This is a genomic window from Humitalea sp. 24SJ18S-53, from assembly GCF_050632385.1.
Lineage (GTDB): Bacteria > Pseudomonadota > Alphaproteobacteria > Acetobacterales > Acetobacteraceae > Humitalea.
Genome location: NZ_CP192599.1, coordinates 5,686,362 through 5,709,226, shown reverse-complemented (window position 1 = coordinate 5,709,226; position 22,865 = coordinate 5,686,362). Strand labels below are relative to the sequence as shown.

Annotated in this window: 21 protein-coding genes; 8 read left to right on the top strand and 13 right to left on the bottom strand. The window is 67.7% G+C overall.

The genetic code is table 11. The annotated features are described in order from the left end of the window. Nucleotides 1-70 precede the first annotated feature (70 nt). Entirely contained in the window at nucleotides 71-1,450 is a 1,380-nt protein-coding gene (locus ACQW02_RS27360) for a carotenoid oxygenase family protein (RefSeq protein ID WP_431283072.1), read from the top strand. 4 nt (nucleotides 1,451-1,454) lie between these two features. Beyond that, nucleotides 1,455-2,000, top strand: a complete 546-nt coding sequence (locus ACQW02_RS27355) for a hypothetical protein (RefSeq protein ID WP_431283071.1) — start codon at nucleotides 1,455-1,457, stop codon at nucleotides 1,998-2,000. Nucleotides 2,001-2,093: 93 nt separating this feature from the next. Here the strand turns inward: ACQW02_RS27355 and ACQW02_RS27350 are convergent, their stop codons facing one another. After that, entirely contained in the window at nucleotides 2,094-3,179 is a 1,086-nt protein-coding gene (locus tag ACQW02_RS27350) for an Ldh family oxidoreductase (protein ID WP_431283070.1), read from the bottom strand. Continuing rightward, on the bottom strand, nucleotides 3,176-3,964 hold the full coding sequence (locus tag ACQW02_RS27345; protein ID WP_431283069.1) for an HpcH/HpaI aldolase family protein: 789 nt from the start codon (nucleotides 3,962-3,964) through the stop codon (nucleotides 3,176-3,178). The genes ACQW02_RS27350 and ACQW02_RS27345 overlap by 4 nt, the downstream gene beginning before the upstream one ends. Before the next feature lie 91 nt (nucleotides 3,965-4,055). Here ACQW02_RS27345 and ACQW02_RS27340 point away from each other — a divergent pair, with 91 nt between their 5' ends. From ACQW02_RS27340 to ACQW02_RS27325, 4 genes are read left to right on the top strand one after another with little or no spacing between them, the layout of a single operon-like run. Then, nucleotides 4,056-5,018: a Bug family tripartite tricarboxylate transporter substrate binding protein gene (locus ACQW02_RS27340; protein ID WP_431283068.1), complete on the top strand. Its 963-nt coding sequence runs from the start codon at nucleotides 4,056-4,058 to the stop codon at nucleotides 5,016-5,018. Between the two features lie 14 nt (nucleotides 5,019-5,032). After that, the gene (locus ACQW02_RS27335; protein ID WP_431283067.1) at nucleotides 5,033-5,815 is read left to right on the top strand and encodes a class II aldolase/adducin family protein; all 783 of its coding nucleotides are present in this window, start codon (nucleotides 5,033-5,035) and stop codon (nucleotides 5,813-5,815) included. Nucleotides 5,816-5,852: 37 nt separating this feature from the next. Then, nucleotides 5,853-6,494: a glutathione S-transferase family protein gene (locus ACQW02_RS27330; protein ID WP_431283066.1), complete on the top strand. Its 642-nt coding sequence runs from the start codon at nucleotides 5,853-5,855 to the stop codon at nucleotides 6,492-6,494. A 14-nt stretch (nucleotides 6,495-6,508) separates the two neighbouring features. Beyond that, nucleotides 6,509-8,104: an ABC transporter substrate-binding protein gene (locus tag ACQW02_RS27325; RefSeq protein ID WP_431283065.1), complete on the top strand. Its 1,596-nt coding sequence runs from the start codon at nucleotides 6,509-6,511 to the stop codon at nucleotides 8,102-8,104. A 358-nt stretch (nucleotides 8,105-8,462) separates the two neighbouring features. Here ACQW02_RS27325 and ACQW02_RS27320 read toward each other — a convergent pair whose 3' ends face one another. The 6 genes from ACQW02_RS27320 to ACQW02_RS27295 all read right to left on the bottom strand — a co-directional run bounded on the left by ACQW02_RS27320 (nucleotide 8,463) and on the right by ACQW02_RS27295 (nucleotide 14,884). After that, nucleotides 8,463-9,764 (bottom strand): amidase, encoded by a 1,302-nt coding sequence (locus tag ACQW02_RS27320; protein WP_431283064.1) that lies wholly within the window; start codon nucleotides 9,762-9,764, stop codon nucleotides 8,463-8,465. 115 nt (nucleotides 9,765-9,879) lie between these two features. After that, on the bottom strand, nucleotides 9,880-10,851 hold the full coding sequence (locus tag ACQW02_RS27315; RefSeq protein WP_431283063.1) for a Bug family tripartite tricarboxylate transporter substrate binding protein: 972 nt from the start codon (nucleotides 10,849-10,851) through the stop codon (nucleotides 9,880-9,882). 51 nt (nucleotides 10,852-10,902) lie between these two features. After that, complete coding sequence (locus ACQW02_RS27310; protein ID WP_431283062.1) at nucleotides 10,903-12,009, bottom strand: LLM class flavin-dependent oxidoreductase; 1,107 nt, start codon at nucleotides 12,007-12,009, stop codon at nucleotides 10,903-10,905. 55 nt (nucleotides 12,010-12,064) lie between these two features. After that, entirely contained in the window at nucleotides 12,065-12,814 is a 750-nt protein-coding gene (locus tag ACQW02_RS27305; protein WP_431283061.1) for an SDR family NAD(P)-dependent oxidoreductase, read from the bottom strand. 60 nt (nucleotides 12,815-12,874) lie between these two features. Next, nucleotides 12,875-13,789 carry a polysaccharide deacetylase family protein gene (locus ACQW02_RS27300; RefSeq protein ID WP_431283060.1) on the bottom strand — a complete coding sequence of 305 codons (915 nt, stop codon included), beginning with the start codon at nucleotides 13,787-13,789 and terminating at the stop codon, nucleotides 12,875-12,877. 6 nt (nucleotides 13,790-13,795) lie between these two features. Next, a complete protein-coding gene (locus tag ACQW02_RS27295) occupies nucleotides 13,796-14,884 on the bottom strand; it encodes a polysaccharide deacetylase family protein (protein ID WP_431285983.1) in 1,089 nt (362 codons plus the stop codon). A gap of 440 nt (nucleotides 14,885-15,324) precedes the next feature. Here ACQW02_RS27295 and ACQW02_RS27290 point away from each other — a divergent pair, with 440 nt between their 5' ends. Then, nucleotides 15,325-17,091, top strand: a complete 1,767-nt coding sequence (locus tag ACQW02_RS27290) for a tripartite tricarboxylate transporter substrate-binding protein (RefSeq protein ID WP_431283059.1) — start codon at nucleotides 15,325-15,327, stop codon at nucleotides 17,089-17,091. A gap of 117 nt (nucleotides 17,092-17,208) precedes the next feature. Here the strand turns inward: ACQW02_RS27290 and ACQW02_RS27285 are convergent, their stop codons facing one another. The 4 genes from ACQW02_RS27285 to ACQW02_RS27270 all read right to left on the bottom strand — a co-directional run bounded on the left by ACQW02_RS27285 (nucleotide 17,209) and on the right by ACQW02_RS27270 (nucleotide 20,730). Then, nucleotides 17,209-19,413 carry a molybdopterin cofactor-binding domain-containing protein gene (locus ACQW02_RS27285; protein ID WP_431283058.1) on the bottom strand — a complete coding sequence of 735 codons (2,205 nt, stop codon included), beginning with the start codon at nucleotides 19,411-19,413 and terminating at the stop codon, nucleotides 17,209-17,211. Nucleotides 19,414-19,424: 11 nt separating this feature from the next. Beyond that, nucleotides 19,425-19,892: a (2Fe-2S)-binding protein gene (locus tag ACQW02_RS27280; protein ID WP_431283057.1), complete on the bottom strand. Its 468-nt coding sequence runs from the start codon at nucleotides 19,890-19,892 to the stop codon at nucleotides 19,425-19,427. A gap of 52 nt (nucleotides 19,893-19,944) precedes the next feature. After that, the gene (locus tag ACQW02_RS27275; RefSeq protein ID WP_431283056.1) at nucleotides 19,945-20,355 is read right to left on the bottom strand and encodes a c-type cytochrome; all 411 of its coding nucleotides are present in this window, start codon (nucleotides 20,353-20,355) and stop codon (nucleotides 19,945-19,947) included. Between the two features lie 165 nt (nucleotides 20,356-20,520). Continuing rightward, nucleotides 20,521-20,730 (bottom strand): hypothetical protein, encoded by a 210-nt coding sequence (locus tag ACQW02_RS27270; RefSeq protein ID WP_431283055.1) that lies wholly within the window; start codon nucleotides 20,728-20,730, stop codon nucleotides 20,521-20,523. 22 nt (nucleotides 20,731-20,752) lie between these two features. Between ACQW02_RS27270 and ACQW02_RS27265 the strand changes: the two genes are divergently transcribed. Then, entirely contained in the window at nucleotides 20,753-21,046 is a 294-nt protein-coding gene (locus ACQW02_RS27265; protein ID WP_431283054.1) for a helix-turn-helix domain-containing protein, read from the top strand. A 100-nt stretch (nucleotides 21,047-21,146) separates the two neighbouring features. Here ACQW02_RS27265 and ACQW02_RS27260 read toward each other — a convergent pair whose 3' ends face one another. Further along, nucleotides 21,147-22,763, bottom strand: coding sequence for a c-type cytochrome (locus ACQW02_RS27260; RefSeq protein WP_431283053.1), 1,617 nt, complete (start codon nucleotides 22,761-22,763; stop codon nucleotides 21,147-21,149). Nucleotides 22,764-22,865: the final 102 nt, after the last annotated feature.

Below are 22,865 nucleotides of genomic sequence, written 5' to 3'. Positions count from 1 at the left end.
AATATAAGCGTTGACAGAGCCCGTCGCATCGGCGATGTTTCCACTGTCAATTTCGCAATGGGAGCGAACAATGCCCTACGATGCCGACCCGTCCGACAACTACGCCCCGATCCACAGCGAACAGGACCTGCCCAACCTGCCGGTGATTGGCGAATTGCCGAAAGCGCTGGCGGGCACGCTGTTCCGCAACGGACCCAACCCGCAATTCGCCCCGATCGACCCGGCGCAGCATCACTGGTTTTCCGGCGACGGGATGATCCACGGTTTTACGCTGGAAAACGGTCGCGCCGCCTATCGCAATCGCTGGGTCCGCACCGACAAGTGGCAGGCCGAACATGCCGCCGGCAAATCGCTGCTGATCGGTTTCGGCCGGCCCTCACCGGAGCATGTGGACATCCCGCGCACCGGCGTCGCGAATACCAACATCGTCTGGCACGCGGGCCGGCTGATGGCGCTGGAGGAAGCCCACCAGCCTTTCGGCATGAACCCCAGGACTTTGGCGACCGAGGGCGTCGTGCATTTCGACAGACCGATGGAAGGCCCCTTCACCGCCCATCCCAAGATCGACCCGGTGACTGGGGAGTTGATCTTCTTCGGCTACTCCGCCTCCGGCCCGCTTTCGGCCGGCATGACCTATGGCACGCTCGACCGCGCGGGACGGGTGACGCGGCATGAGGCCTTCGACGCGCCCTATTGCAGCATGGTCCACGACTTCGCCGTGACCGACAGGCATGTCCTGTTTCCGGTGTTGCCGTTGGTGGGCCGCATGGAACGCGCGATGGCCGGCCAGATGCCCTACATGTGGGAACCCGACCTGGGCGGCCATATCGGGGTGATCCGGCGCGACCAGGGCGTGGCGTCGCTGCGCTGGTTCCGCGCCGAGGCCTGCTATGTCTACCACATCCTGAATGCCTGGGAGGACGGCGAGCGCATCCTGGTCGATGTGATGCAATACGACGCGCCGCCCCTTTTCGGCCGGATCGACGGGCGGGAGTCGACCCACGAGGAGACCAGTGCCCGGCTCGTCCGCTGGACCCTGGAACCCGGCACCGACGCCTTCCGCCGCACCGTGCTGGACGACATGGCGGGCGAATTCCCGCGCCTGGACGACCGCCGCGCCGGGCTGGCCAATCGCTTCGGCACCTTTGCCGGCAGCACCCGCCCGGATCGGGAGCTGAACACGGCCGTCTGGCATGACTTTTCCAAGGGGCAGCGCGACATCTTCACCCTGCCCGACGGCGATGCGCTGTCGGAAGCCGTCTTCGTCCCGCGCGGCCCGGACGCGCCGGAAGGTGATGGCTGGCTGCTGACGGTCGCCTGGCGCGGGAACGAACAACGCTCCGACCTTTTGGTGCTGGACACGCAGGGTGTCGACAAGGGGCCGGTCGCGGCCGTGCAACTGCCTGATCGCGTGCCCTTCGGCTTCCACGGCAATTGGGTGGGCGCCTGAGCCCATGGGCATCCTGCTGGCCTTCGCGCCGTTCCTCGCCTTCGCCGTCGTCGATGTCCTGGCGGGCGCGGTGCCGGGGCTCCTGGCGGGTGCCGCCATCGCCTTCGCCCTGCTGGTCCGTGACTGGATCGACCCGAAGCGGTCGCCCAAGTTGATGGAAATCGGGGCGGCGGTGCTTTTCACAGCGCTGGCGCTCTACGCCTTGCTGAGCGGCGCGGGGATGTCCCTGGTCGGAGCAAAATTCTGGGTCGACCTGGGGCTGCTGGCGATCGCGCTGCTATCCATGGTCATCGGGCGGCCCTTCACCCTGCAATACGCGCGGGAAAGCGTACCGTCCGCGTATTGGAACAACCCGGAGTTCCTGCGCACCAACCAGGTCATCACCGCGGCCTGGGCGCTGGCCTTTGCCGTGATCGTGTCGATGAACCTGGTGATGCTCTACGTGCCGGGCGTGCCGCGGCAACTGCCCATCGTGGTGACCATCCTGTCCGTGGTTGCGGCGGCGAAGTTCACCACCGCCTATTCGGAACGGGCGGCGGCGCGACCCTAGCGCGCGATGGGCGTAGGCGCGGATGCGCCGAAGGATAAAGCAACAGGCTCGACCGTGGTGCGTGAGCGAATGCGATCGCACCACGGTCCAGTCCTACCCGATCAGGAACGGCGCCCCGCAGGCGTCGCAGACCGCGCGCAGCCGCTTCGCCAGGCTGTCCGGCATCGGGATCCCGTCGCGCAGGCGTTCGGTGCGGCTCATCGCTTCAGGCTCGCCCGGGACCAGCACGGGGCGTGCGGGGTCGATCGGGGTCGAGCCGTGCAGCACGTCGATGGCGTCGTCCAGATCAGCCTCGAACGCGCCTTCGTCACGGAATGCGCCGGGGTCCAGCGCCATGAAGAAATGGCCGAGGTCATCGGGGTCCTGCGGTCGCTGGGTGCGAACGCGGATGGGCGAGAACGAGGCGCCCGACAACGTGCCGCCCAGCACATGCGCCATCATGGCGAGCCCGTAGCCCTTGTGGCTCGCCATGTCCTCGGTGCCGCCCAAGGGGGTCAGGCCGCCGATGTCGCGGTTCTTGATGGTGTCCCAGGCCTCGGCCGCGTCCAGCACCGGCACGCCCGCGCCATCGAGCACCCAGCCCGTCGGCAGCGGCTTGCCCTTCAGATCATAGACCTTGACCTTGTTCGACGCCGTCGTGCTGGTCGCCATGTCCAGCCGCAGCGCGCGGTTGCGCCGCGCCGGGGCGGCGAAGGCGATCGGGTTGGTGCCCAGCACCGGCACGGCGCTGCGCGTCGGCACGACGCCAATCGTGCGGGTGGCGCTGGTGACCAGCCCGATCAACCCGGCAGCGGCGGCCAGGCTGGCGTAATGCCCGGCGGCGCCAAAGTGATGCGAGTTGCGGACGGCAACAACGCCGACCCCGGCGGCCTTGGCTTTTTGGATCGCCAGTTCCATCCCGAAGACAGATGCCGGATGGCCGAGCCCGGCATCGGCATCGACCAGCGCCGTGACCGGGTTTTCGCGGATGATGCGCGGGCGGGCCATCACATTCAGCCGGCCCTTGGCGCGGCTTTCGCCGTAATCCATCAGCATCGAGATGCCGTGGCTGTCCACGCCGGCCAGGTCTGTCTCGATCATCACCTCCGCGGTGGTGGCGACGAGGTCCGGCGGCATGCCCCAGGCGGTCAGCACCGCGACGATCTGGGCATGCGCGGTCTGGGCGGGGACCAGCTTCATGCCCCGACTCCTTTGCGGACGCCCGCGACCCATTGGCCCGCCGCGGCGGTCAGGAAACCAAGGTCGGTCTGCGTCGTGACAAAGCGTGCGCCGCGCTGGATCGCCGCCACCTGGCGCGCGACGTCGCGATTGCCGCCCGATCCCGCAAAAATGCCATTGGCACCGGCGGCGGCGATGGCGCGGTCCATCGCCTCGATCAGGATGGGGTCGTCGAACTGGCCTGTCTTGCCGAGCGAGACGAGCAGGTCATTGGCGCCGACGTGGATGACATCGACGCCGGGAACGGCGGCGATCTCCTCGATATTCCGCAGCCCCTCGGCGGTTTCGATCATGCAGACCACCAAGGTGGCGGCATTCAGCGCCGGGCAGGCCTCCGACAGCGGAGTCGGGCGGAAATCGAAATGCGGATAGGCGCCGCAGACGGAGCGTTTGCCGACCGGCGGAAACTTGCACAGATCAACCGCGCGCCGCGCGCCGACGGCATCCGCGACATCGGGGAAGACGATCCCGGTCACGCCATTGTCCAGCAGCAGCGAGATATCGGGATCGTCCAACCCGCGCACCCGCACCAGGGGCGCGACGCCGATGGCCAGCGCGGTATGCGCGATGGAGGTCAGGGTTTCGAGGTTGAACACCGAATGCTGCACATCGATGAACAGGAAGTCGTGGCCGGTCGCCTTGGCGACGCGCGCGATATCGGGCGAACGGCCCAGCCGGACGGCGAGGCCGAGCGACGCCTGCCCGCCGCGCATGCGGTCGAGTACCGGATTGATCAGGGTTGTCATGCGTGTTCCTCCGCCGCGCAGTCTTGACGGGGCGTCGCCGGTTGTCGATGCAGGGCGGGCGGCAGCAAGACCGCACATGGAGGAAGCCCCGATGCATCGCAGGGATATTTTTGTCGCAGGCCTTGGCCTGGCCCTGGCCACAGGCGCCCGTGCGCAAGACGCCTGGCCGGTGCGCCAGGTGCGGATCGTCATCCCCTTCGCGGCCGGCGGGCCGCAGGACGTGCCCGCCCGGTTGATCGCCGACCGGCTGAGCCGGCGGATGGGCGCCACCTTCGTCATCGACAACCGGCCCGGCGCCGGCGGCGGCCTGGGCGCACAGGCGGTGGGGCAGGCGCCGCCCGATGGCGCGATGCTGCTGTTCATCTCCTCCTCGATCTCGATCATCCCGACCTTGCAGCCGGCGCTGGGCTTCGACCCCGTGCGCGACCTGGCGCCGCTCAGCGTGATCTGCGACGTGCCTGCGGGGCTGATGGTGCGGCAGGATTCGCCGCTGGCCTCGCTGGAGCAATTGCTGCGGGACGCGCGGGCCAATCCGGGCAAGCTGACCTATGGCTCCGGCGGCGTCGGCTCGGCCAATCATCTGGCCGGCGCCTTGTTCGCCTCGCTGGCCGGGGTCGAGTTGGTGCACGTGCCATATCGTGGCGTCAGCCAGGCGGTGAACGCGATCTACACCGGCGAGATCGACCTGGTCTTCGGCAGCACGATCGAGGTGATCAGCCACATGCGCCAGGGCCGCGCGCGGCTGCTCGGCACCACGATGCCGGAGCGCCTGGGAGAGACGCCCAACGTGCCGGCCATCGCCGAACAGGTGCCGGGCTATTCCGCGCCCAATTGGTTTTCGATGTTCGCGCCGAAAAATATGCCGGAGCCGATGATGGCGCGACTGGTCGCGGAACTCGCCCTGCTGAAGGAGGACCGCGACATGCTGGACCGCCTGGCGCAGGGTGCCGCCATCCCGCGCTTCGACGGCCCGGCGCCCCTGGCGCGGCAATTGTCGGAAGAGGTCGTGAAATGGCGCGACGTGATCCGCACCGCCAATATCCAACCGGTTTGAGAAAGGCAGTCTCGATGACCAGCGTGAACGCGATGCGGATCGAACCGCTGCAGGGGTCGGTCAGCGATGCCGAATGGCAGGCGCGGGTGGACCTCGCGGCGGCCTACCGGCTGTGCGAGAGCCATGGCATGTCGGACATGATCTACACTCACATCTCGGCGCGGGTGCCCGACAGCCCGGACCATTTTTTGCTGAACCCGAACGGGATGTTGTTCGGTGAAATGACGGCGTCCTGCCTGCTGAAGGTCAGCATGGATGGCGCCATCGCCTACAAGCCCGACCTGCCCTATGGGCTGCACCCGGCGGGCTTCACCATCCACAGCGGGCTGTATCGCGCGCGGCCGGATGTGATGGGGATCATGCACACGCATACCATCGCGGGCATGGCGGTCTCGGCGCTCAAATGCGGGCTGCTGCCGCTGACGCAGACGGCGACGCGCTTCTATGGGCGCATCGCCTATCATGATTTCCGTGGGCCGGAGCGCGACCCGTCGGAGCGCGAGGCGCTGGCAAAATCCCTGGGTGCGCTCGACTACATGATCCTGAAGAACCACGGGATGATCACCGTGGGGCAGAGCGTGGCGGAAGCCTTCATCGCCATGTGGGGGATGGAACGGTCCTGCCAGGCGCAACTGGCGGCGATGGCCTGCAACACCGAATTGGACATGCCGTCCGATGCGGTGGTGGCGGCGTCCTGCGCGATGTACCTGCCCGGCGCGTCGCGCCGCTACGGCTTGCTGGAATGGCCGGCCCTGCTGCGCAAGCTGGACCGCACCGAGCCTGGATTCCGCGACTGAGCTTCAGCATGCGCGCTGTTTTCGGGATGCCGGCACGATGACGACCCGCCGGCACCTCTATGGCTGGGCCACGCCCAATACCCACCGGGTCTCGATCCTGCTGGAGGAACTCGGCCTGCCCTACAGCGTGACGGGCGTGAATATCCGCGCCCGCGAACAATTCGCCCCAGAGATCCTGGCGCTGAACCCCTTTGGCAAGGTGCCCATCCTGGTCGAGGAGACCGACGGGGCGCCGCCGCTGGTGCTGTTCGAAAGCGGCGCGATCCTGATCCACCTGGCCGAGGCGCATGGCCGTTTCCTGCCCGGCGCCGGGGTGGCCCGCGCGGATACCCTGGCCTGGCTGATGGTGGCGCTGACGGGGGTCGGCCCCGCGACCGCCCAGGCGCATCACTGGCTGGGCCTGGCGCCGGAGAAACCGGACCCCGCGCAAGCCTATGCGCGGGCGGTGGTGGACCGGGTCTATCGTTTCCTGGACGGGCGGCTGGCCGAGGTGCCCTATCTGGCCGGAACCGATATCAGCATCGCCGATTTCGCGGCCTATCCCTGGGTCGCCCGGCACGGCTGGGCCGAACGCGACCTGGCGGAGACGCCGCATCTGGCGGCGTGGTTCGCACGCCTGGGACAGCGCCCGGGTGTTCGTGCAGGCATGGCCGTGCCAGAGGGAGTAGTGCTCGCGTGACGGAGGAACGGACCATGACACGACGCTTTTGGGCGGCCCTGCCGATCCTGGCAGCCCTTATGTGCGGCCCGGCCTTGGCCCAGGCCCTGCCGCCGGAACAGATCCTGCGCATCGTCCCCAACGCCGATCTGCAGACGCTGGACCCGATCAACACCACGGCCGGCGTGGTGCAGAGCCACGCGCACATGATCTACGACCAGCTTTTTGGGCGCGACGCGCAACAGCGGCCGCAGCCGCAGATGGTCGGCGACTACAGCGTCTCGGCCGACAACCTGGTCTGGCGCTTCACCCTGCGCGACCGGCTGTTGTTCCACGATGGCGCACCGGTCACCGCGACGGATGTGGTGGCATCGCTGCGGCGCTGGGCGGCGCGCGATCCGCATGGCCGGCAGATCCTGGCGATCACCGTCAGCCTGACGGCGGAGCCCGATGGCAAGACCGTCGTCTGGACGCTGAACCGCCCCTACGGGCTGATGCTGGATGCGCTGTCCAAGCCGGCCGGCAACATGCCCGCGATCATGCCGGCACGGGTCGCCGCGACCGATCCCTTCACCAATATCCAGGACACGGTCGGCAGCGGGCCGTTCATCTTCGTGCGCGACGAATGGGTGCCGGGCAGCAAGGTCGTCTATCGCCGCAACCCCGCCTATGTGCCGCGCAGCGAGGAGCCCTCCGGCACCGCCGGCGCCAAGCGGGTGTTCGTCGAACGGGTCGAATGGCTGAACATCGCCAATGCGCAGACCTCGGCGCTGGCGCTGATCCAGGGGGAACTGGACTACATCGAAACCCCGGGCGTCGATTTCCTGCCAATGCTGGCGCGGCGCGGCGTGCGTATCCTGCGGACGAACACGCTGGGCGCGCCGGGCATGATCCGGATGAACCACATCCACCCGCCCTTCAACGATCCGCGCGCGCGGGAAGCGCTGATGCTGCTGGTGAACCAGGAAGAATTCCTGCAGGCGATGTTCCCCGACCCGGCGCTGACCCAGGTCTGCCACGCCTTCTTCGTCTGCGGTTCGCCGCAGGAAACCAACGCCGGCGTGCCGCCGGGGCTGGGCAGCCCGGCCGCCGTCGCGCGGGCGCGGGATCTGCTGCGCGAAAGCGGCTACGATGGCGCCCCCATCGTCATCATGGACCCGACCGACAACCCCTTTATGCACGCGGCAACGCTCGTGTTGGCGCAGCAGATGCAGGCGGTGGGGTTCCGCACCGATATCCAGGCGATGGACTTCGCCTCCATGGCCGGGCGCCGGGCCAATCGCCGCCCGCCGGCCGAGGGCGGCTGGCACATCGGCCTGACCTTCTGGAACGGGCTGGGCGCCTCGGACCCGGTCGGAAATGTGCCGATGCAGGCATCCTGCGACCGCGCCTGGCCGGGCTGGCCCTGCGATGCGGCGCATCAGGCGCTGATCGACGCCTATCCCTATGCGGCATCGGCCGAGGAACGCCGGCGCATCCTGGATGACTTGCAGACCAGCGCCTACCGCCTGGTGCCCTATGTGCCCTTCGGCCAATGGTACCTGCCGGTGGCGCATAGCCCGCGGATTTCCGGCATCCTGGCGATGCCGGGGATCATCGTGCCGTGGAACATCCGCAAGGCGACGCGGTGACGGGTTGCTGAAAAGAGGGGGTGGTCCTGCCATGCCCTCCTTGACGAGGTCCAGCACGTCCCGGACCTGCCGGCCGAGTTTGGCGTTCGGGCTGCCACGGCCCCGAACGCGCAACCGGGCGAACCAGCGATAGAGGATGCGCGAGCACGGAAAGCTGCCAGGTCAGGAACCGCCCCGGGTCGCCTGCCCACCGGACGTAGACGTTGGCACTGGCGATTTGGCGCTGCCGCCAATTCCCTCGGCGCCCCTGCCGACGTGGCCGTGGCGTTCGAGGCAGCGATTCGGGCCGGCGCGCGGCACGCCATGTGGTTGCGGCACGAAGGGTCAGGTCTGTGCCTGCGACGATAATATTCCGCGATCAATCCCGGCCGCCGATGACCGCCGCGACTTGATCGGCAACCCGCAACAGGCGCAGGTCGCCGAAGCGCGAGGTCGTCAGCGTCAAGCCGATCGGCAGGCCCCGGACCAGCGACCGCACCGGGATGTTGATGCAGGGCACGTGCAGCAGGCTCCATGAACGGCTGAAGGTCGAGTCACCGGTGCTGTCGATCCCGAGCGGGGCGACGCCGGTGGAGCTTGGCGTCAGTATGGCGTCGAAGGGGGCGGCGATCTCATCGAAGGCCTGCCGGCAGGATGCCGCGAGGTCGTAGGCCGCGCGCAGATCGTTGTGGGTGAGGCCGAGGCTGTTCTCGACGCGCTTGCGCAGATGGGGGTGCAGGGCGGCGCCGTGCCGGCGGTATTCATTGAGGAACGCGCCACGCGCCTCGCCTTCCATGACGACGGAATGCGCGCGCAGCAGGCCCGCGAAGGCCGCGGGCAGATCAATGTCGGTCACCACCGCGCCCGATTGCCGGAGTGCCACGATGGCTTCATCCATGGCGAATCGGGTCGAATCCTCGGCCCTCGCCCAGAACGGCGTGCGGCAGATGCCGATGCGCAGAGGGGCAGCATCGGGTCGCACGGACGTGTCGTCCGGCAGGTCAAAAACCTCGGCCAGCAGCCGGAGGTCGCGAACCGATCGCGCCATCCAGGTCAGGGTATCCAGCGAATTGGCGAACATCTTGACGCCCTCTCGGCTCACGACGCCCCAACTCGGTTTCAGGGCATAGACCCCGCAATAGGATGCGGGGCGGATCGTGGAACCGCTGGTCTGCGTCGCGAGCGCGAGAGGCACATGGAAATCCGCGACCGCGGCGGCCGAGCCGCTGGAGGTGCCGCCTGGCGTGCGGGTCAGGTCCGCTGGGTTGCGGGTCAGGGCCTTGCGGCCGCCGGCCGCGAATTCCACCGTTTCCGTCTTGCCGATGATCAGGGCGCCGGCTTCGCGCAACACCTCGATGCAGGCCGCGTCCAGGCCGGGCCTGCTGCCCGTGTAGTGCGGCGAATTGTGCTGGGTCGGCATGTCGCGCGTGTTGACGACATCCTTCACGCCGATCGGCAGGCCGTGCAGCGGGCGCCTGGCGCGCTGCTTGTCGAGGTCCCGCGCCTGGGTCAGCGCGGCTGGCCCATCGATCCAGGCCCAGGCCTTCAGCAATGGCTCCCGTGCCTCGATCCGCGCCAGGCATGCGCGGACGACCGCCTCGGCGCAGGTTTTGCCGCTGGCGATGGCGGCCAGCATGGCGGTCCCGTCGGCGCCGTCGAGCGGCAGGTCGGGATTGTTCATGCGCATCCCGCGACACGGCGGGCTGCCGTCACTACCGAACCCATGAGCAGTCTCCCCCGGACGTCGATCGATGATCCCGCCGGCACTGGTCTGCCAGTGCCGGCAAGGCAGGCGGCTATTCCGCGCGGATGCCCAACTGGCGGATCAGCGCGCTCCACTTCACATCTTCCTCGCGCATCAAGGTGCCGAGTTCGGCGGGGGTGCCGTTGATGATGGTCGCGTCCTGGGATGCGAAGCGTTCACGCATGGCCGGCGTGTCCAGGGCGCGGGCGATATCCGCGTGGATGCGCTGGATGATGGGCTCTGGCGTGCCGGCCGGCGCGATCACGCCATACCAGGTTTCGGCGGTCACGTTGGGCATGCCGGATTCGGCGAAGGTCGGGACCTCCGGCATCAGCGGCGAGCGTGCCGGCGTAGCAACCGCGATCCCGCGCAGCCGCCCCGCGCTCACCATCGGCGCGACCTGGGTCGTGCTGAGGAATGCGAGCGGCACGACACCCGCCACCGTATCGTTCAGCGCCGGGGCGCCGCCGCGATAGGACACATGCAGCCAGGGCAGGTTCTGGGTCCGGGCGATGAACTCGGCCGCCAGATGCTGGGTGGAGCCGACGCCGGCGGTGGCATAGCCGATCTCATTCGGTCGTGCCCGCGCCAGGCGAAGCACATCGGCGAGGGTCCGCGCCTCGAACTGCGGGTTCGCGACAAGCACGATCGGCGTGCTGGTCACGAGAGAGACAGGTGCGAAATCCCGGATCGGATCGTAGGGCAGGTTGTTGTGCAGCGCCCGGTTGGTGACGTGGGCGCCGATGATCATCAGCAGCGTGTAGCCATCGGGCGCGCTGCGCGCGACCAGTTCGGAAGCGATGTTGCCGCCGGCACCGCCGCGGTTCTCGACGACGACCGGCACCGACCAGGTGGCGGACAGCGCCTCTGCGACGTAGCGGGCGATGATGTCGGTCGACCCGCCGGGCGGGAAGCCCAGCACCATCCGCACGGGACGCGTCGGATAGGCCTGGGCACGTGCACCATCGGACAGGCATGTCATCAACGGCAAGAGTGCCGCGATGCCCAGAAACAGCCTCTTCATCTTGTGGTCCTTCTTCGATGCTTTGTTGTCGGTCCTGCGAGAATTCTGGTTTCACCCTGTCGTGGCGAAGGCGCTTGCCGCCTGACTTGCGCGGCTGGCCATCAGCGGCTGGATGTGTTGGCCGAACTGGTCGATGCCCTCGCGGAAGTCATCGAAGGACAGCATCGCCCCCGCGAGGCCCGGCACGTTCGCCATGGTGTCGAGGTGCCGGGCGATCGTCGCGTAGGAGCCGATGAGCTTCATGGCCGAGGTGGGTGTGGCGGACTCACCCGCATTGTTGACGAACCTGGCGCCGGTCGAATGCGGATCGACGACGGCCTGGTTGGTTTCGGCCTGCTCCTTCGACCAGGCGAGGGCGACGGTGTCGGTGCCGCGACGATAAAGGTCCCACTTCGCCTCGGCCGCGGCATCCGTGGCGGCCGCGATCACCGAGACACGCACGAGAGCCTTCAGGTCACGGCCGTACTTGCCACCGGCCGCCTTCAGGCGGGCGGTCGGGCCTTCGCAGGCCTCGGGCTGGTTGATGGTGCCGGGCGCGGAGCAGAAGTTGTAGTCGCAATACTTCGCCGCGAAATCGAGGCCGCGCGCGCTGCCGCCCGCCATCACCAGGTCGATCTTGTTGGCGGGCTGCGGTTCCAGGCGGCAGTCGTCCATCTGGAAATAGGTGCCGCGGAAATCGGAGCGGCCATCGCGCCACAACTGCTGCATCACCTCCACATACTCGGTGACGTAGTCGTAGCGGTTGTCGAAATGGATGTTGCCCGGCCAGGCGCCCATCTGCGCATATTCGGCCTTCTGCCAGCCAGTCACGACGTTGATGCCGCAACGGCCGGGCGCGATGCTGTCCATCGTCGCGGCCATGCGCGCGACCACGGCCGGCGGCATCACCAGGCTGGACGCGGTGGAGATAAGGCGGATGCGGCTGGTGACCGCAGCCAGGGCGGAGATCAGCGTGAAGGGTTCCAACGCGCCGTTCCAGTAGCGGGATTCGCCGCCGAAGCCGCGGAACTTCACCATCGACAGCGCGAACTCGCAGCCATAGCGCTCGGCTTGCGTCACGACATAATGGTTCAGGTCGTAGGTCGGTTCGTTCAGCGGGGCGGTGGATGAAATCAGGTAGCCGCGCGTTCCGGTCGGCAGGAAGATACCGATATCCATCTGTCGTCGATCCTTTCAGTTTGCATTCAGCAACAGGCGAAGGTTGGGGCGGCGGTTAACCCATGTAGCTGCCTCCGTTGACCTGGACCGTTTCGCCCGTGATGAAGCGGGATTCTTCGCTGGCCAGGAACAGAACGACGTCGGCGATGTCGTTCGGCTGTGCCAGTCGGCCAAGTGGGATCGCATCGCCTGCGCTCTGCAGATCCGCCTCGGTCATGCCGAACCTTGGCTGTGCGGTATCGGTCAGCCCGGGCGCGACGGCGTTCACCCGGATACCGTGTTGGGCCAGTTCCAGCGCCATGCTGCGGGTCAGGCTGACGATGCCGCCCTTGGTCGCCGAATAATGCGCGCCGCGAACGGCACCGCGCACGGCACCCGACGACATGTTGATGATGGCGCCCTTGGATTGACTGGCGATCATGACGCGGGCGGCGGCCTGGCCGCAGAAGAATGTGCCGCGCAGATTCACATCCTGCACGACATTCCAGTCCTTCGGTTCCATCTCCAGCACCGACACGCGGGGATAGACGCCGGCATTGTTGATGATGACATCGACGCCGCCGAATGCGTCGGCCGCTTCCCGCACCAGCGCGCGACAGGCGTCTGGATCGCCGATGTCGCCGTGAACGAGCAGGGGCGTGCCGCCCGCTTCGCTGACCGCGCGCGCCACCGCTTCGGCGGCGATGCGGTCGTCCAGCCAGTTGATGGCGACCTTCGCACCCCCGGCACCGAAGGCGATGGCGATGGCGGCGCCGATCCCCTGTTGGGCGCCCGTGACGATGACGGACTTATTCGCGAAGCGCATGATCTGATCCCGCCAGCTCGGCCTGGGTTGGTAAGTCGAAAACGAAAAGCGGCGTCATCGTCAGCGGAAATGCGTGGCCAGATCCTCGGCCGTCGCGGACCAGGTGTCCTGCGCCTTCAGGATATCGCCGAGCAGGTGGTCGAGCGTGGCGATGCGATGCGGCTGGCCGATGATCCATGGATGCAGCGGCAGTGACAGGACGCGCCCGCCGCGCGTGGCGGCCTCTGCCTTCAGGGCGGTGAAGGCATCCATGCATTGCCGTTGGTACTGCGGCGGCGTCATGTGCTGCTGGGACATGAGATAGTCATCCGCCCATTCACTGGCGAGCGGCAGGGAGAGCATCGCGCCATGCCGGGTGTTCATCCGGTATGGCATGTCGTCATTCACCCAATCGGCCACATGCAACACGCCGCGTTCACGCAGGCGGTGCAGGGTATCGAAGGATTCCGAATGGGCCGGCGAATGCCACGTCCGCACCGGCTGGCCGCTCATACGGCGCAGGGTGGACAGGGATTCGTCGATGATGGCGATTTCTTCCGCGGCCTCCAGCCGGCCATGCAGCGGGCGGCCCATGTCCACCCCGCCGGCGATGACCTCCCACCCTGCCGCGAGCACATCGGCAAGCAGCCGTGGATAGCGCTCGGCGACCGCGGAATTGAACACGGCCGAGGCCTTGAGATTGTGCTTCCGCAGCACCTTCATCACGCGATACGCACCGACACGGTTGCCATAGTCGCGCCAGGTGAAGACGCGATAATCGGGATAGGCGAATTCCATCCCGCCGATCGGTGAGACCGGCCCCGGCTGGGTGTCCATCGGGAAGAAATCGAAATGCACGGTGATCCACAGCGCCACCGGCGCGCCGCCGGGCCAGGCCTGGGCCGGACGTTCGAACAGCCGCGAATGTTCGTAGAAGCTCTGGTCCATACCGGCTCGGCGGTGCGGGTACTGCAGGTATTCGTCAGGCATTGTCATGACGCGTCAGACCACCGCATGGCCGCGGAAGGCGTCGTAGCAATGGGTGTCGTACCAATCGGCGATCTCGCGGCCAGTCGCCAACCAGACGCCGTCATGTGAGGTGATATGGGCCAGGACCTCGTTGAACATGGCGATGCGATGCGGCTGCCCGAGGTTGAAGGGATGCAGCGGCCAGCCCATGACCGTGCCGCTTTCGGCGCCTTCGGCGTAGAGTTGGTCGAACTGGCGTTTCACCATGTCGCCATAATCGGCCGGGGTCATGTTCCAGCTCTTGAAGCTGGGGGCGTCGTTGATTTCCCAGGAGTAGGGCAGGCTCATGAGCCGACCACTCCTGGTCTTCAGCGGTGTCGGCTGGTCGTCGTGGAAGAAATCCATCGTGTAGCGGATGCCTTCCTCGGCCAGCAGTTCGATCGTGTGCTCGGTGTTGGACAGGGCCGGCGAGAGCCAGCCATCAAGCCGCTGTCCGGTGTGTTGTTCGATGCTGTCGCGCGTGTCGTGGATGATCTGCCGTTCCTGCTCCGGCGACATGCCGTAGAGGTATCGGGTGTTGTAGATCCCGTGGCTGAGAAATTCCCAACCGAGCGCGCGACAGTCCCGGATGATGTCCGGGAAATGATCGCAAACCGCGACGCTGAGCGAGACCGATCCGCGGATTCCGAAACGCTGCATCGCCTCCATCATCCGGCCCAGGCCCACGCGATTTCCGTAGTCCCGCATTGCGTAGTTCAGAACATCAGGGGATGGACGCGGCCAAGGCTGCCGAATGGCGCCGCGAGGTGGATCGAATTCGTAGAATTCGATGTTCGGCACAACCCATACGGCGATGCGTGCGCCGCCTGGCCACGCAATCATGGGCCGGTCATTATAGGGGAGGAAGTCGTAGAGACCGGTATCACGCTGCCTCATCTGGATGGACGTCTCCATGGCGCGATGTCTGGCGCGCGGCGCTGGCGATGGGCGTTTGAAGCGAGGGCGTGACAGCCAATTCATCGCCAGCGTGCCCGCCTCCAATGCCTTGACCCCGACAAATCGTGCCGTCCCGCCCATCTCTCCATGATGGGCGACGCCTTGATGCCGAGGGGGCGGCGCCACGTCCAATTAGCTTTCCAGCGGGACGCATTCATCGGTTCTATATGTGTGGCTGCTGCGGCGCGGCGGCTCCCAATGGCGCGCGGCATCGCCAGTGCTGCGTTGGGCAATCGTTCGGTTCCGTATGCTTCGGGCAATACGGCTCGGCGTTCGATCAGGTGATATGCCAAAGCGGGTGGCAATCGTTTGGCGTCAGGTTGTGATGGTGCGGTCTTCTTCACCTAAGTGGGGCAACCCGGCCATCCGCCCTCAATGGTGCTCGCCGGCGACGTCGTCAGGATCCCGCCGGGCGTGCGCCACTGGCACGGCGCGACGGTCACCTGGATGGAACCGGTCACCGACGCGGATTACGCCGCCGCGTAGTCACGGCCTCGGCTGTCTTGCATTGGGCGAATTTGTGGTTCGAAGTGGGTGTTCCTTCGCCTTGATGGAGTGCTGCCTGCATGACCGCCGATTCATTCTTCGATGGCGCACGGCTGCGGAGCCGCTACCGGCTGTCCGGCAGAGGGCTGCCGCTCGTGCTCGTGCACGGCGTGGGCAGCGATCTTGAGGATCTGGACGCCGTGGCGGAACGGCTCGGCGACGGCTTCCGCATTCTGCGCTACGACCTGCGTGGACATGGCCAGTCGGAGCGCGTTCCGGGTCCGTATGACCTGGCGGATTTCGCCGCCGACCTCGTGGAACTCATGGATCATGTCGGCTTCGCACAGGCCGACGTCATGGGTTTTTCACTCGGCGCGCTGATCACCCAGCGCCTCGCCCTGGACTATCCCAACCGGACGCGACGGCTTGCGATGGTCAGCGGGGTCTCCGGGCGCAGCGAACAGGAACGGGCCGCGGTCCTCGTCCGGCTGCAAGCATTGGAAAGCAGGGAGCCGACCAGCCACGCCGAGGCATCGGTGTCGCGCTGGTTCACGGATGCCTTCCAGGCGGCGCATCCGGAGGTCGTCGCGAACCGCAAGCGACGCATCGCGTCCAATCACAAGCCGAGCTACGCCGCGGCCTATCGCGTGCTGGCGACAAGCGACCTTGCGGATGAATTGCCGCGCATCACGCAGCCGACCCTCGTCATGACGGGTGAATGCGACCAGGGATCCAACCCGCGCATGGCGCGGCTGATGCACGACAGGATCGCGGGATCGGAATTGCACATCCTGCCGGACCTGCGGCATTCGATCCTGCTCGAGGCGCCTGATCTCGTCGCGGAAAAACTGCGGGCCTTCCTGCTGCGCTCGTCGCCGGCGGGCGTCGCCCGTCGCGCGGTCCTGACGGGCGCGGTCGGGCTGTTAGCGGCCCGGCGCGCGTCGGCACAGGCCTATCCCGACCGGCCGATCCGCCTGGTCGTCCCCTTCGCGCCGGGGGGTGGCACGGACCTGATCGCGCGCGTGATCGCCGATGGCATGGCGAGCGTCCTGGGCCAGCCCGTCGTGGTCGAGAATCGCGGCGGCGCGGGGACGATCATCGGCACGGATTTCGTGGCGAAGTCGGCGCCCGACGGCTACACGCTGCTGTACAGCGGGCTGGGCCTGACCTTCCAACCGGGCATGAACCGCCGCCTGCCCTATGATGTCATCGCCGATTTCGCGCCAGTCTCGGTGACGGGGCGTCAGCCCAATATCCTGATCGTCAACCCGGCGCTGCGCTTCACCGGCGTGCAGGACCTCGTGCGACGGGCCAAGGCCGAGCCGGGCAAATTCTCCTTCGGAACGGCGGGCCAGGGCAGCGGCACGCATATCGCGTCGGAGATGCTGTGGCAGACGCTCGGCGTCGACATGCTGCACGTGCCCTATCGCGGCACGGCGCCGGCGCTGAACGATTTGATGGGGGGCCGGCTGGACGCGATGTTCACGACGATCTCCTCGGTCGCGGGCCAGGTGCGCGGGGGCAGCATCCCGGCCATCGGCATGAGCAGCCTGCAACGCAGCCCGCTGCTGCCGGATGTCGCGACCATCCGCGAACAGGGCTTTGGCGATTATGAGTATTCCAACTGGGCGGCGATCGTGGCGCCCGCGAACACGCCCAGGCCGATCGTGGACCGCCTGGCCGCGGCCATCGCGCATGCCATGACGACCCAGGCCGTGCGCGATCGCCTGGCGGGCGAAGGCGTGATCGGCGACCCCGAGGGGCCGGATGCCGCCACGGCGCTGTACCGCAGCGAAGTCGCACGATGGACGCCGCTGATCCGGCAGATGGGTATCGAGATGAACTGACCCGGCGACACTGCGGCCGGCTTCACCGGGCGCAGGGCGAGACGATGGTGGCCTGGCCCCGGACACGCGGCACATCCGCCTCCGACGTCATCACCACGGTCACGCCAAGGCCAGGCATCAGCTGCTCGAACGCAAATCGGTGTTCTTCAGCGGCAGGTTGCGGACGCGCTTGCCCGTGGCGGCGAAGAGCGCGTTCAGCACGGCGGGCGCCGCGACGGCAATGGTCGGCTCGCCCACCCCTCCCCAGAAGCCGCCGGAGGGGATGGTGATCACCTCCACCACCGGCATCTCGTCCAGGCGCATGACGTTGTAGGTATCGAAGTTCTGCTGCTCGATCCGCCCGTCCTTCACCGTGCACTCGCCATGCAGCATGGCGGAAAGGCCATAGACGAACGACCCCGCGATCTGCGCCTCGACCTGCTGCGGATTGACCACATGGCCGGGATCGGTCGCCGCGACGATGCGATGGATCTTCAGCACGCCACCGGTGACCGATACCTCGGCCGCCGCCGCGACATAGCTGCCGAAGCCCATGATCTGCGCCAGGCCGCGATGGACGCCCGGGGCGGGCGCGGTGCCCCAGCCGATGCCCGCCGCCGCGGCCTCAAGCACCGCGAGATGCTTGGGGTGGTTGGCCATCAGCTTGCGGCGAAACGCCAGGGGATCGGCGCCGGCGGCATGGGCCAACTCGTCGATGAAGCATTCCAGGTAGACGGCGTTCTGGTTGAGATTCACGCCGCGCCAGGCACCCGGTCGGATATGCGGGTTGCGCATCGCGTGGTCGATCAGCAGGTTCGGAATCGTGTAGCCGATCGCCATCTCCGCACCGCCGGGCACCAGGCCCTGGAAGACCAGGGGATCACCATTGGCGGTGATGAGACCCGGATAGGCAAAGGTCGCGATCGACTGGCCGGAAATTCGCATGTGCAGGGCTTCGACATCGCCCTGCGCATCCAGCGACGCGCGCAAGCGGCACTGCGTGACCGGATGGAAGCGGCCCTGCGCCATATCCTCCTCACGCGTCCACATCATCTTCACCGGCGTGCCCGGAACCTGCCGGGCGATCAGCACGCCCATGCGCATGTAGTCGGTGGACAGCCGCCGGCCGAAGCTGCCGCCGATGCGCATGTTGTGGACCTCGCAGGCCTCGGCGGGCAGGCCCGCGGCGGTGGCCACCGTCGCCAGCGCCGCTTCGGCGACCTGGGTCGGCCCCCACACGTCGCAGCGCTCCGGCGTCCAGCGCACGGTGGCGGCCAGCACCTCCATGGGCGCGTGGTTCTGGTAGGGGAAGCTGTAGTCGGCCTCGATCACGCGGCTGGCGCGGCCCAGCAACGCCTTGGCGTCACCGGTCCGGTTGCCGATGAACGGCGTGTCCGCGCTCAGCCCTTCGCGCAGGCTGGCCGCGATGGTCTCGCTGGACACCTGGGCGCCCGGCCCTTCGTCCCAGACGATCGGCAAGGCGTCGAGGGCGGTCTTGGCGCGCCAGAAGGTATCGGCGACAACCGCCACCGTCTCGTCATCGACACGCAGGACATGGCGCACGCCGCGCATGCCCGACACGGCCGCGGCGTCGAAACTGGTCAGCTTCCCGCCATGCACGGGACAGGCCTTCGGCACCGCGACCAGCATGCCCGGCATGGAAAAATCCATGCCATAGACCAGCGAGCCATCCAGCTTGTCGAGCGTGTCCAGGCGCTTGAGCGGCTGGCCGGCGATCGTCCAATCCTTCGGGTCCTTCAGCGTCACCGAAGCCGGCGGCGTGATCCGGTTCGCGGCGGCGGCGACGGCGCCATAGGTCGTCGAACGCCCGCTCGCGCCATGGGTGATGACGCCCTTGGCGACCGTGCAGGTCCCGGGCGCCACGCCCCAGCCCTGCGCCGCTGCCTGCACCAGCATGGCACGCGCGGCGGCACCGCCCATGCGCACATAGTCATGCGAACCGCGGATCGCCCGCGAACCGCCCGTCGACAGGTCGCGCCAGACACGGTCGCGGCGCCGGTTCTCACCGGGCTTCACCAGTTCGAAACGCACCTTGTCCCAGTCGCATTCCAGTTCCTCGGCGACCAGTTGCGCGAGGCCGGTGAGCGAGCCCTGCCCCATCTCGGCGCGGGCAATGCGGATCACCACGGTCTCGTCGGGCTGGATCACCACCCAGGCATTGACCTCGGGCGTGGCAGCACCCTGGGCGATCGCGCGCCCCGGCGTCGGGATGCCGAAGCCGAAGCTGAAGGCACCGGCCACCGCGCCGATCCCAGCCAGGACCCCACGGCGCGACGGACGAACAGGGCCGCCAGATGTATCGAACTGCGCTTGCGTCGTCATCGGATTCTCCCTCAGCCCCGGTTCGTGGCCATGCGCTCGGCGGCGAGCTTTACGCCGGCGAGCACGCGGCCATAGGTGCCGCAGCGACAGATGTTGCTGATCTCGGCACGGATATCCTCGTCGGTCGGCGCGGGGTTCTGCGCCAGCAGGGAGGCGGTCGCCATGATCATGCCGACCTGGCAGTAGCCGCATTGCGCGACATCCAGCTCGGCCCAGACTTGCTGCACGGGATGGCGCCCGCCGGCGCCCAGCCCCTCGATGGTGACGATCTTCTGCTCCTCGGTGATCGCATTGATCGGCAGTGCGCAGGAACGCTGTGCGACACCGTCGATATGCACCGTGCAGGCGCCGCATTGCGCGACGCCGCAGCCGTACTTGGTGCCCGTGAGACCCAGGTGTTCGCGAATGACCCAGAGAAGAGGCGTGTCATCTTCGACATCGACCTCCATGATCGCCCCGTTGACGTTGAGCTTTGTCATCTCGCGCTCCCAGCTTGAGGGTGATGCGTTGCGGGAAAGTCGGTGGGTCCGGTCAGTTGGATATCGTCAAACCCTGCAGGTAGGCCACGATATTGGTCCGGTCGGCGGCGCTCGGCACCGCGACCGTCATCGTCGTGCCCGGCACGACGCCGCGGGGATTGGCAAGGAAGGCATCCAGGTTCGCCGCATCCCAGGCCGCATCCAGGTTGCGCATGCCTTGCGAATAGCGCGCGCCGTCAACGCCGCCGGCCCTGCGGCCAATGATGCCGTCCAAATGCGGCCCGATCCGGTTCTGGCCCGGCTGCACCGCGTGGCAGGACGCACAGCGTGTGCGGAACAGACGCTCCCCGGCTGCGACATCCTGCGCGGAGGCGAGGTTCGGCAAGATCGCAGCGGCTGCCAGGATTGCGATGCGCATAAACCCTGTCCGGCACGCGCCCGCGCTGACCCGCATGATCGCCATTCATATCTCCACGGCCTATCCGGCATTGACTTCCCGTAACCTTATCGCGCGACGCTGGCGCCGATTAGGTCGGAAAATCCGCATAGGCCTATGTTCTGGATTCATGAATGTGCGCGGACGCACCAGTGGCGAAACACAGTGGCCTCCGGGGAAGACGCCGTCGCTCTACCGGGTTTCTTGCGATGCCCCGCGGCGATACTGCGCCTCCGTCACATGCTCCATCCAGTCGACGCTCTTGCCGTCCAGCAATTCGCCGATCGCGATATGCGTCATGGCCGTGGTGGCGGTGGCACCGTGCCAGTGTATCTCACCCGGCTCGAACCAGACCACGTCGCCAGGCCTGATCTCCTCCACCGGGCGACCCTCGCGCGCCACCCATCCCATCCCCGGCTGCCTCGTGCTGAATGCCCGCCGCGTCTGCGCCGATCTCGGCTTCGTCGCCGATCGCGTGGGGTCGTCACGCCGCGGGTTGCAACGCGCGCTGGCCCTGCAAGGCGCCTCCTTCAGCACATTGCGGGACGAGGAAAGGCTTGGCCGCGCGCGCCTGCTGCTGGAGGCTGGCGAGAATCCGATCGGCGAGATCGCGACCGGGCGTGGCTACGCCGAGGCTGCAGCGTTCTCGCGCGCCCTCCGCAAGCGGTTCGGCGTTGGCTCGCGCGGCTTTCGCCGACAGCCCGTGGGCGAAACCTAGCGCGTGATGGCCGTAGGCGCGAATGCGCCGCAGGGCTGAATCACGCGACAAAACAACAAGCTAGACCGCGATACGTGAGCGAATGCGAACGCATCGCGGTCTAGCGCGGCGCCGCCACCGGCAGCGCCGCGATGCCTGCCAGCACGTTCGACCGGAACAACGCCAACCGCGACCGCTTGTCGTCGGCCGACAGGGTCGGGTCATTCGCCACGGCCGGGCAATAGGCGCCGATCAGCGCATCCGTCAGGTCGCCGCCGCTGGCGGTCGGGTTGTCCCGCCGCAGGGTCCGCAGCAACAGATCGGTGCGGTTCAGCAGGTCATAACTGTCGCTGCCCCGCATCAGCGCCGCCGCCCCATCCGGCAGGCTGGTCGCCCCGACCGCCCCCGACATGGGGTTGACGGCGGGGCAGAGCGCCCGCGCCGCCTCGGTCCCCGCCGGGCTGACCGTCGCGGCGGCGCGCAGCGAGGCGACCAGCGCCGGCGTCGCCTCCGCCCGGCCTGTATTGCCCCAGGTGTTGCGGACGTAATTGGCCAGGGTCGCCATCTGCGCGTCGTCCAGCGCCGCGGCGAAGGACGGCATGGCACCCAGCCCGCTGGCCGCCGGCAACCCGTTCAGCATGGCCTGCACCACATTGTTCGGGGCCGCGGCCGCCACCGCCTGGTTGCCGGCCAGCGGCGGGATGGCGCCCGGGATGCCGGCGCCCTGCGGCTGGTGGCAGCCGCTGCAATTCTGGCTGTAGAGCGCAGCCCCCGCCCGCGCCTCGTCGCCCGTCAGGTGCGGCGATGCCGCGACACCCGGCCGCTGCGGCGCGGTCGAGGTCAGGTAGGTCGCGATGGCCCGCACATCGGCGTCGTTCAATTGCGACAGGCTGTGGCCCACCACTTCCTGCATCGGGCCGAACACGCTGCCCTTGCGGGTGTCGTTGCCGGTGCGCAGCCAGGCGGTCAGGCGATCGACCGTCCAGCCGCCGATCCCGGCCGTGGTGCTGCCCGAGATATTGGGCGCGAACCAGCCGTCCACCACGGCACCGGACAAGGCGCGGGATGGTTCGACCGCGCCCATGATGTTGCGCGGCGTATGGCATTCGCCGCAGTGGCCGAGCACGTTCACCAGATAGGCGCCGCGGTTCCAATCGGTGCTCTTGGCCGGGTCGGCCACGAAGGCCGCAGGGCGGAAGAACAATTCGCGCCAGAACCCGAGCGTCGCGCGGATGCTGAACGGAAAGGCCAGCCCATTCGGCTGGCGCGGAGCATGCACCGGCTCAAGCGAACGCAAATAAGCAAAAATCGCCCGCGCGTCGTCGCGCGTCATGCCGGTGTAGGAGGTGAAGGGCATCACCGGATACAGGTCTTCGCCCCGCCGGCCGACGCCGTCATGCAAGGCGCCCCAGAACTGCGCCTCGGACCAGCCACCGATGCCGGTCGCGATATCGGGGGTGATGTTGGGGGAGAGCACGCTGCCGAAGGGCGTGTCGAGCGCCAGCCCCCCGGCGAAGGGCTTTGCACCCGGGCCGGTGTGGCAGGGCATGCAATCGGCGGCGAGCGCCAGGTAATGGCCGCGGGCAACCTCATCCGCGCCGGGGGCGCTGGTGATGCCGGGGAGGGTATCGCCCGGGGTGGTGGGCGCCAGGGCCGGAACCGGTGCCTGCTGGGCCGCGACGCCGCCAATCACGATTGTCGCGGCCAGGATGGCAAGAAGGCGGATACGCGCTGTCATGTCTGGCTCCGGGCGATTGGCCGATGGGTCAGGCTACGGCGCCGGCAACCTGGGGTGCAATGACCGGGGCCGATTGCACGCACAGTTATCACGATCCGCACC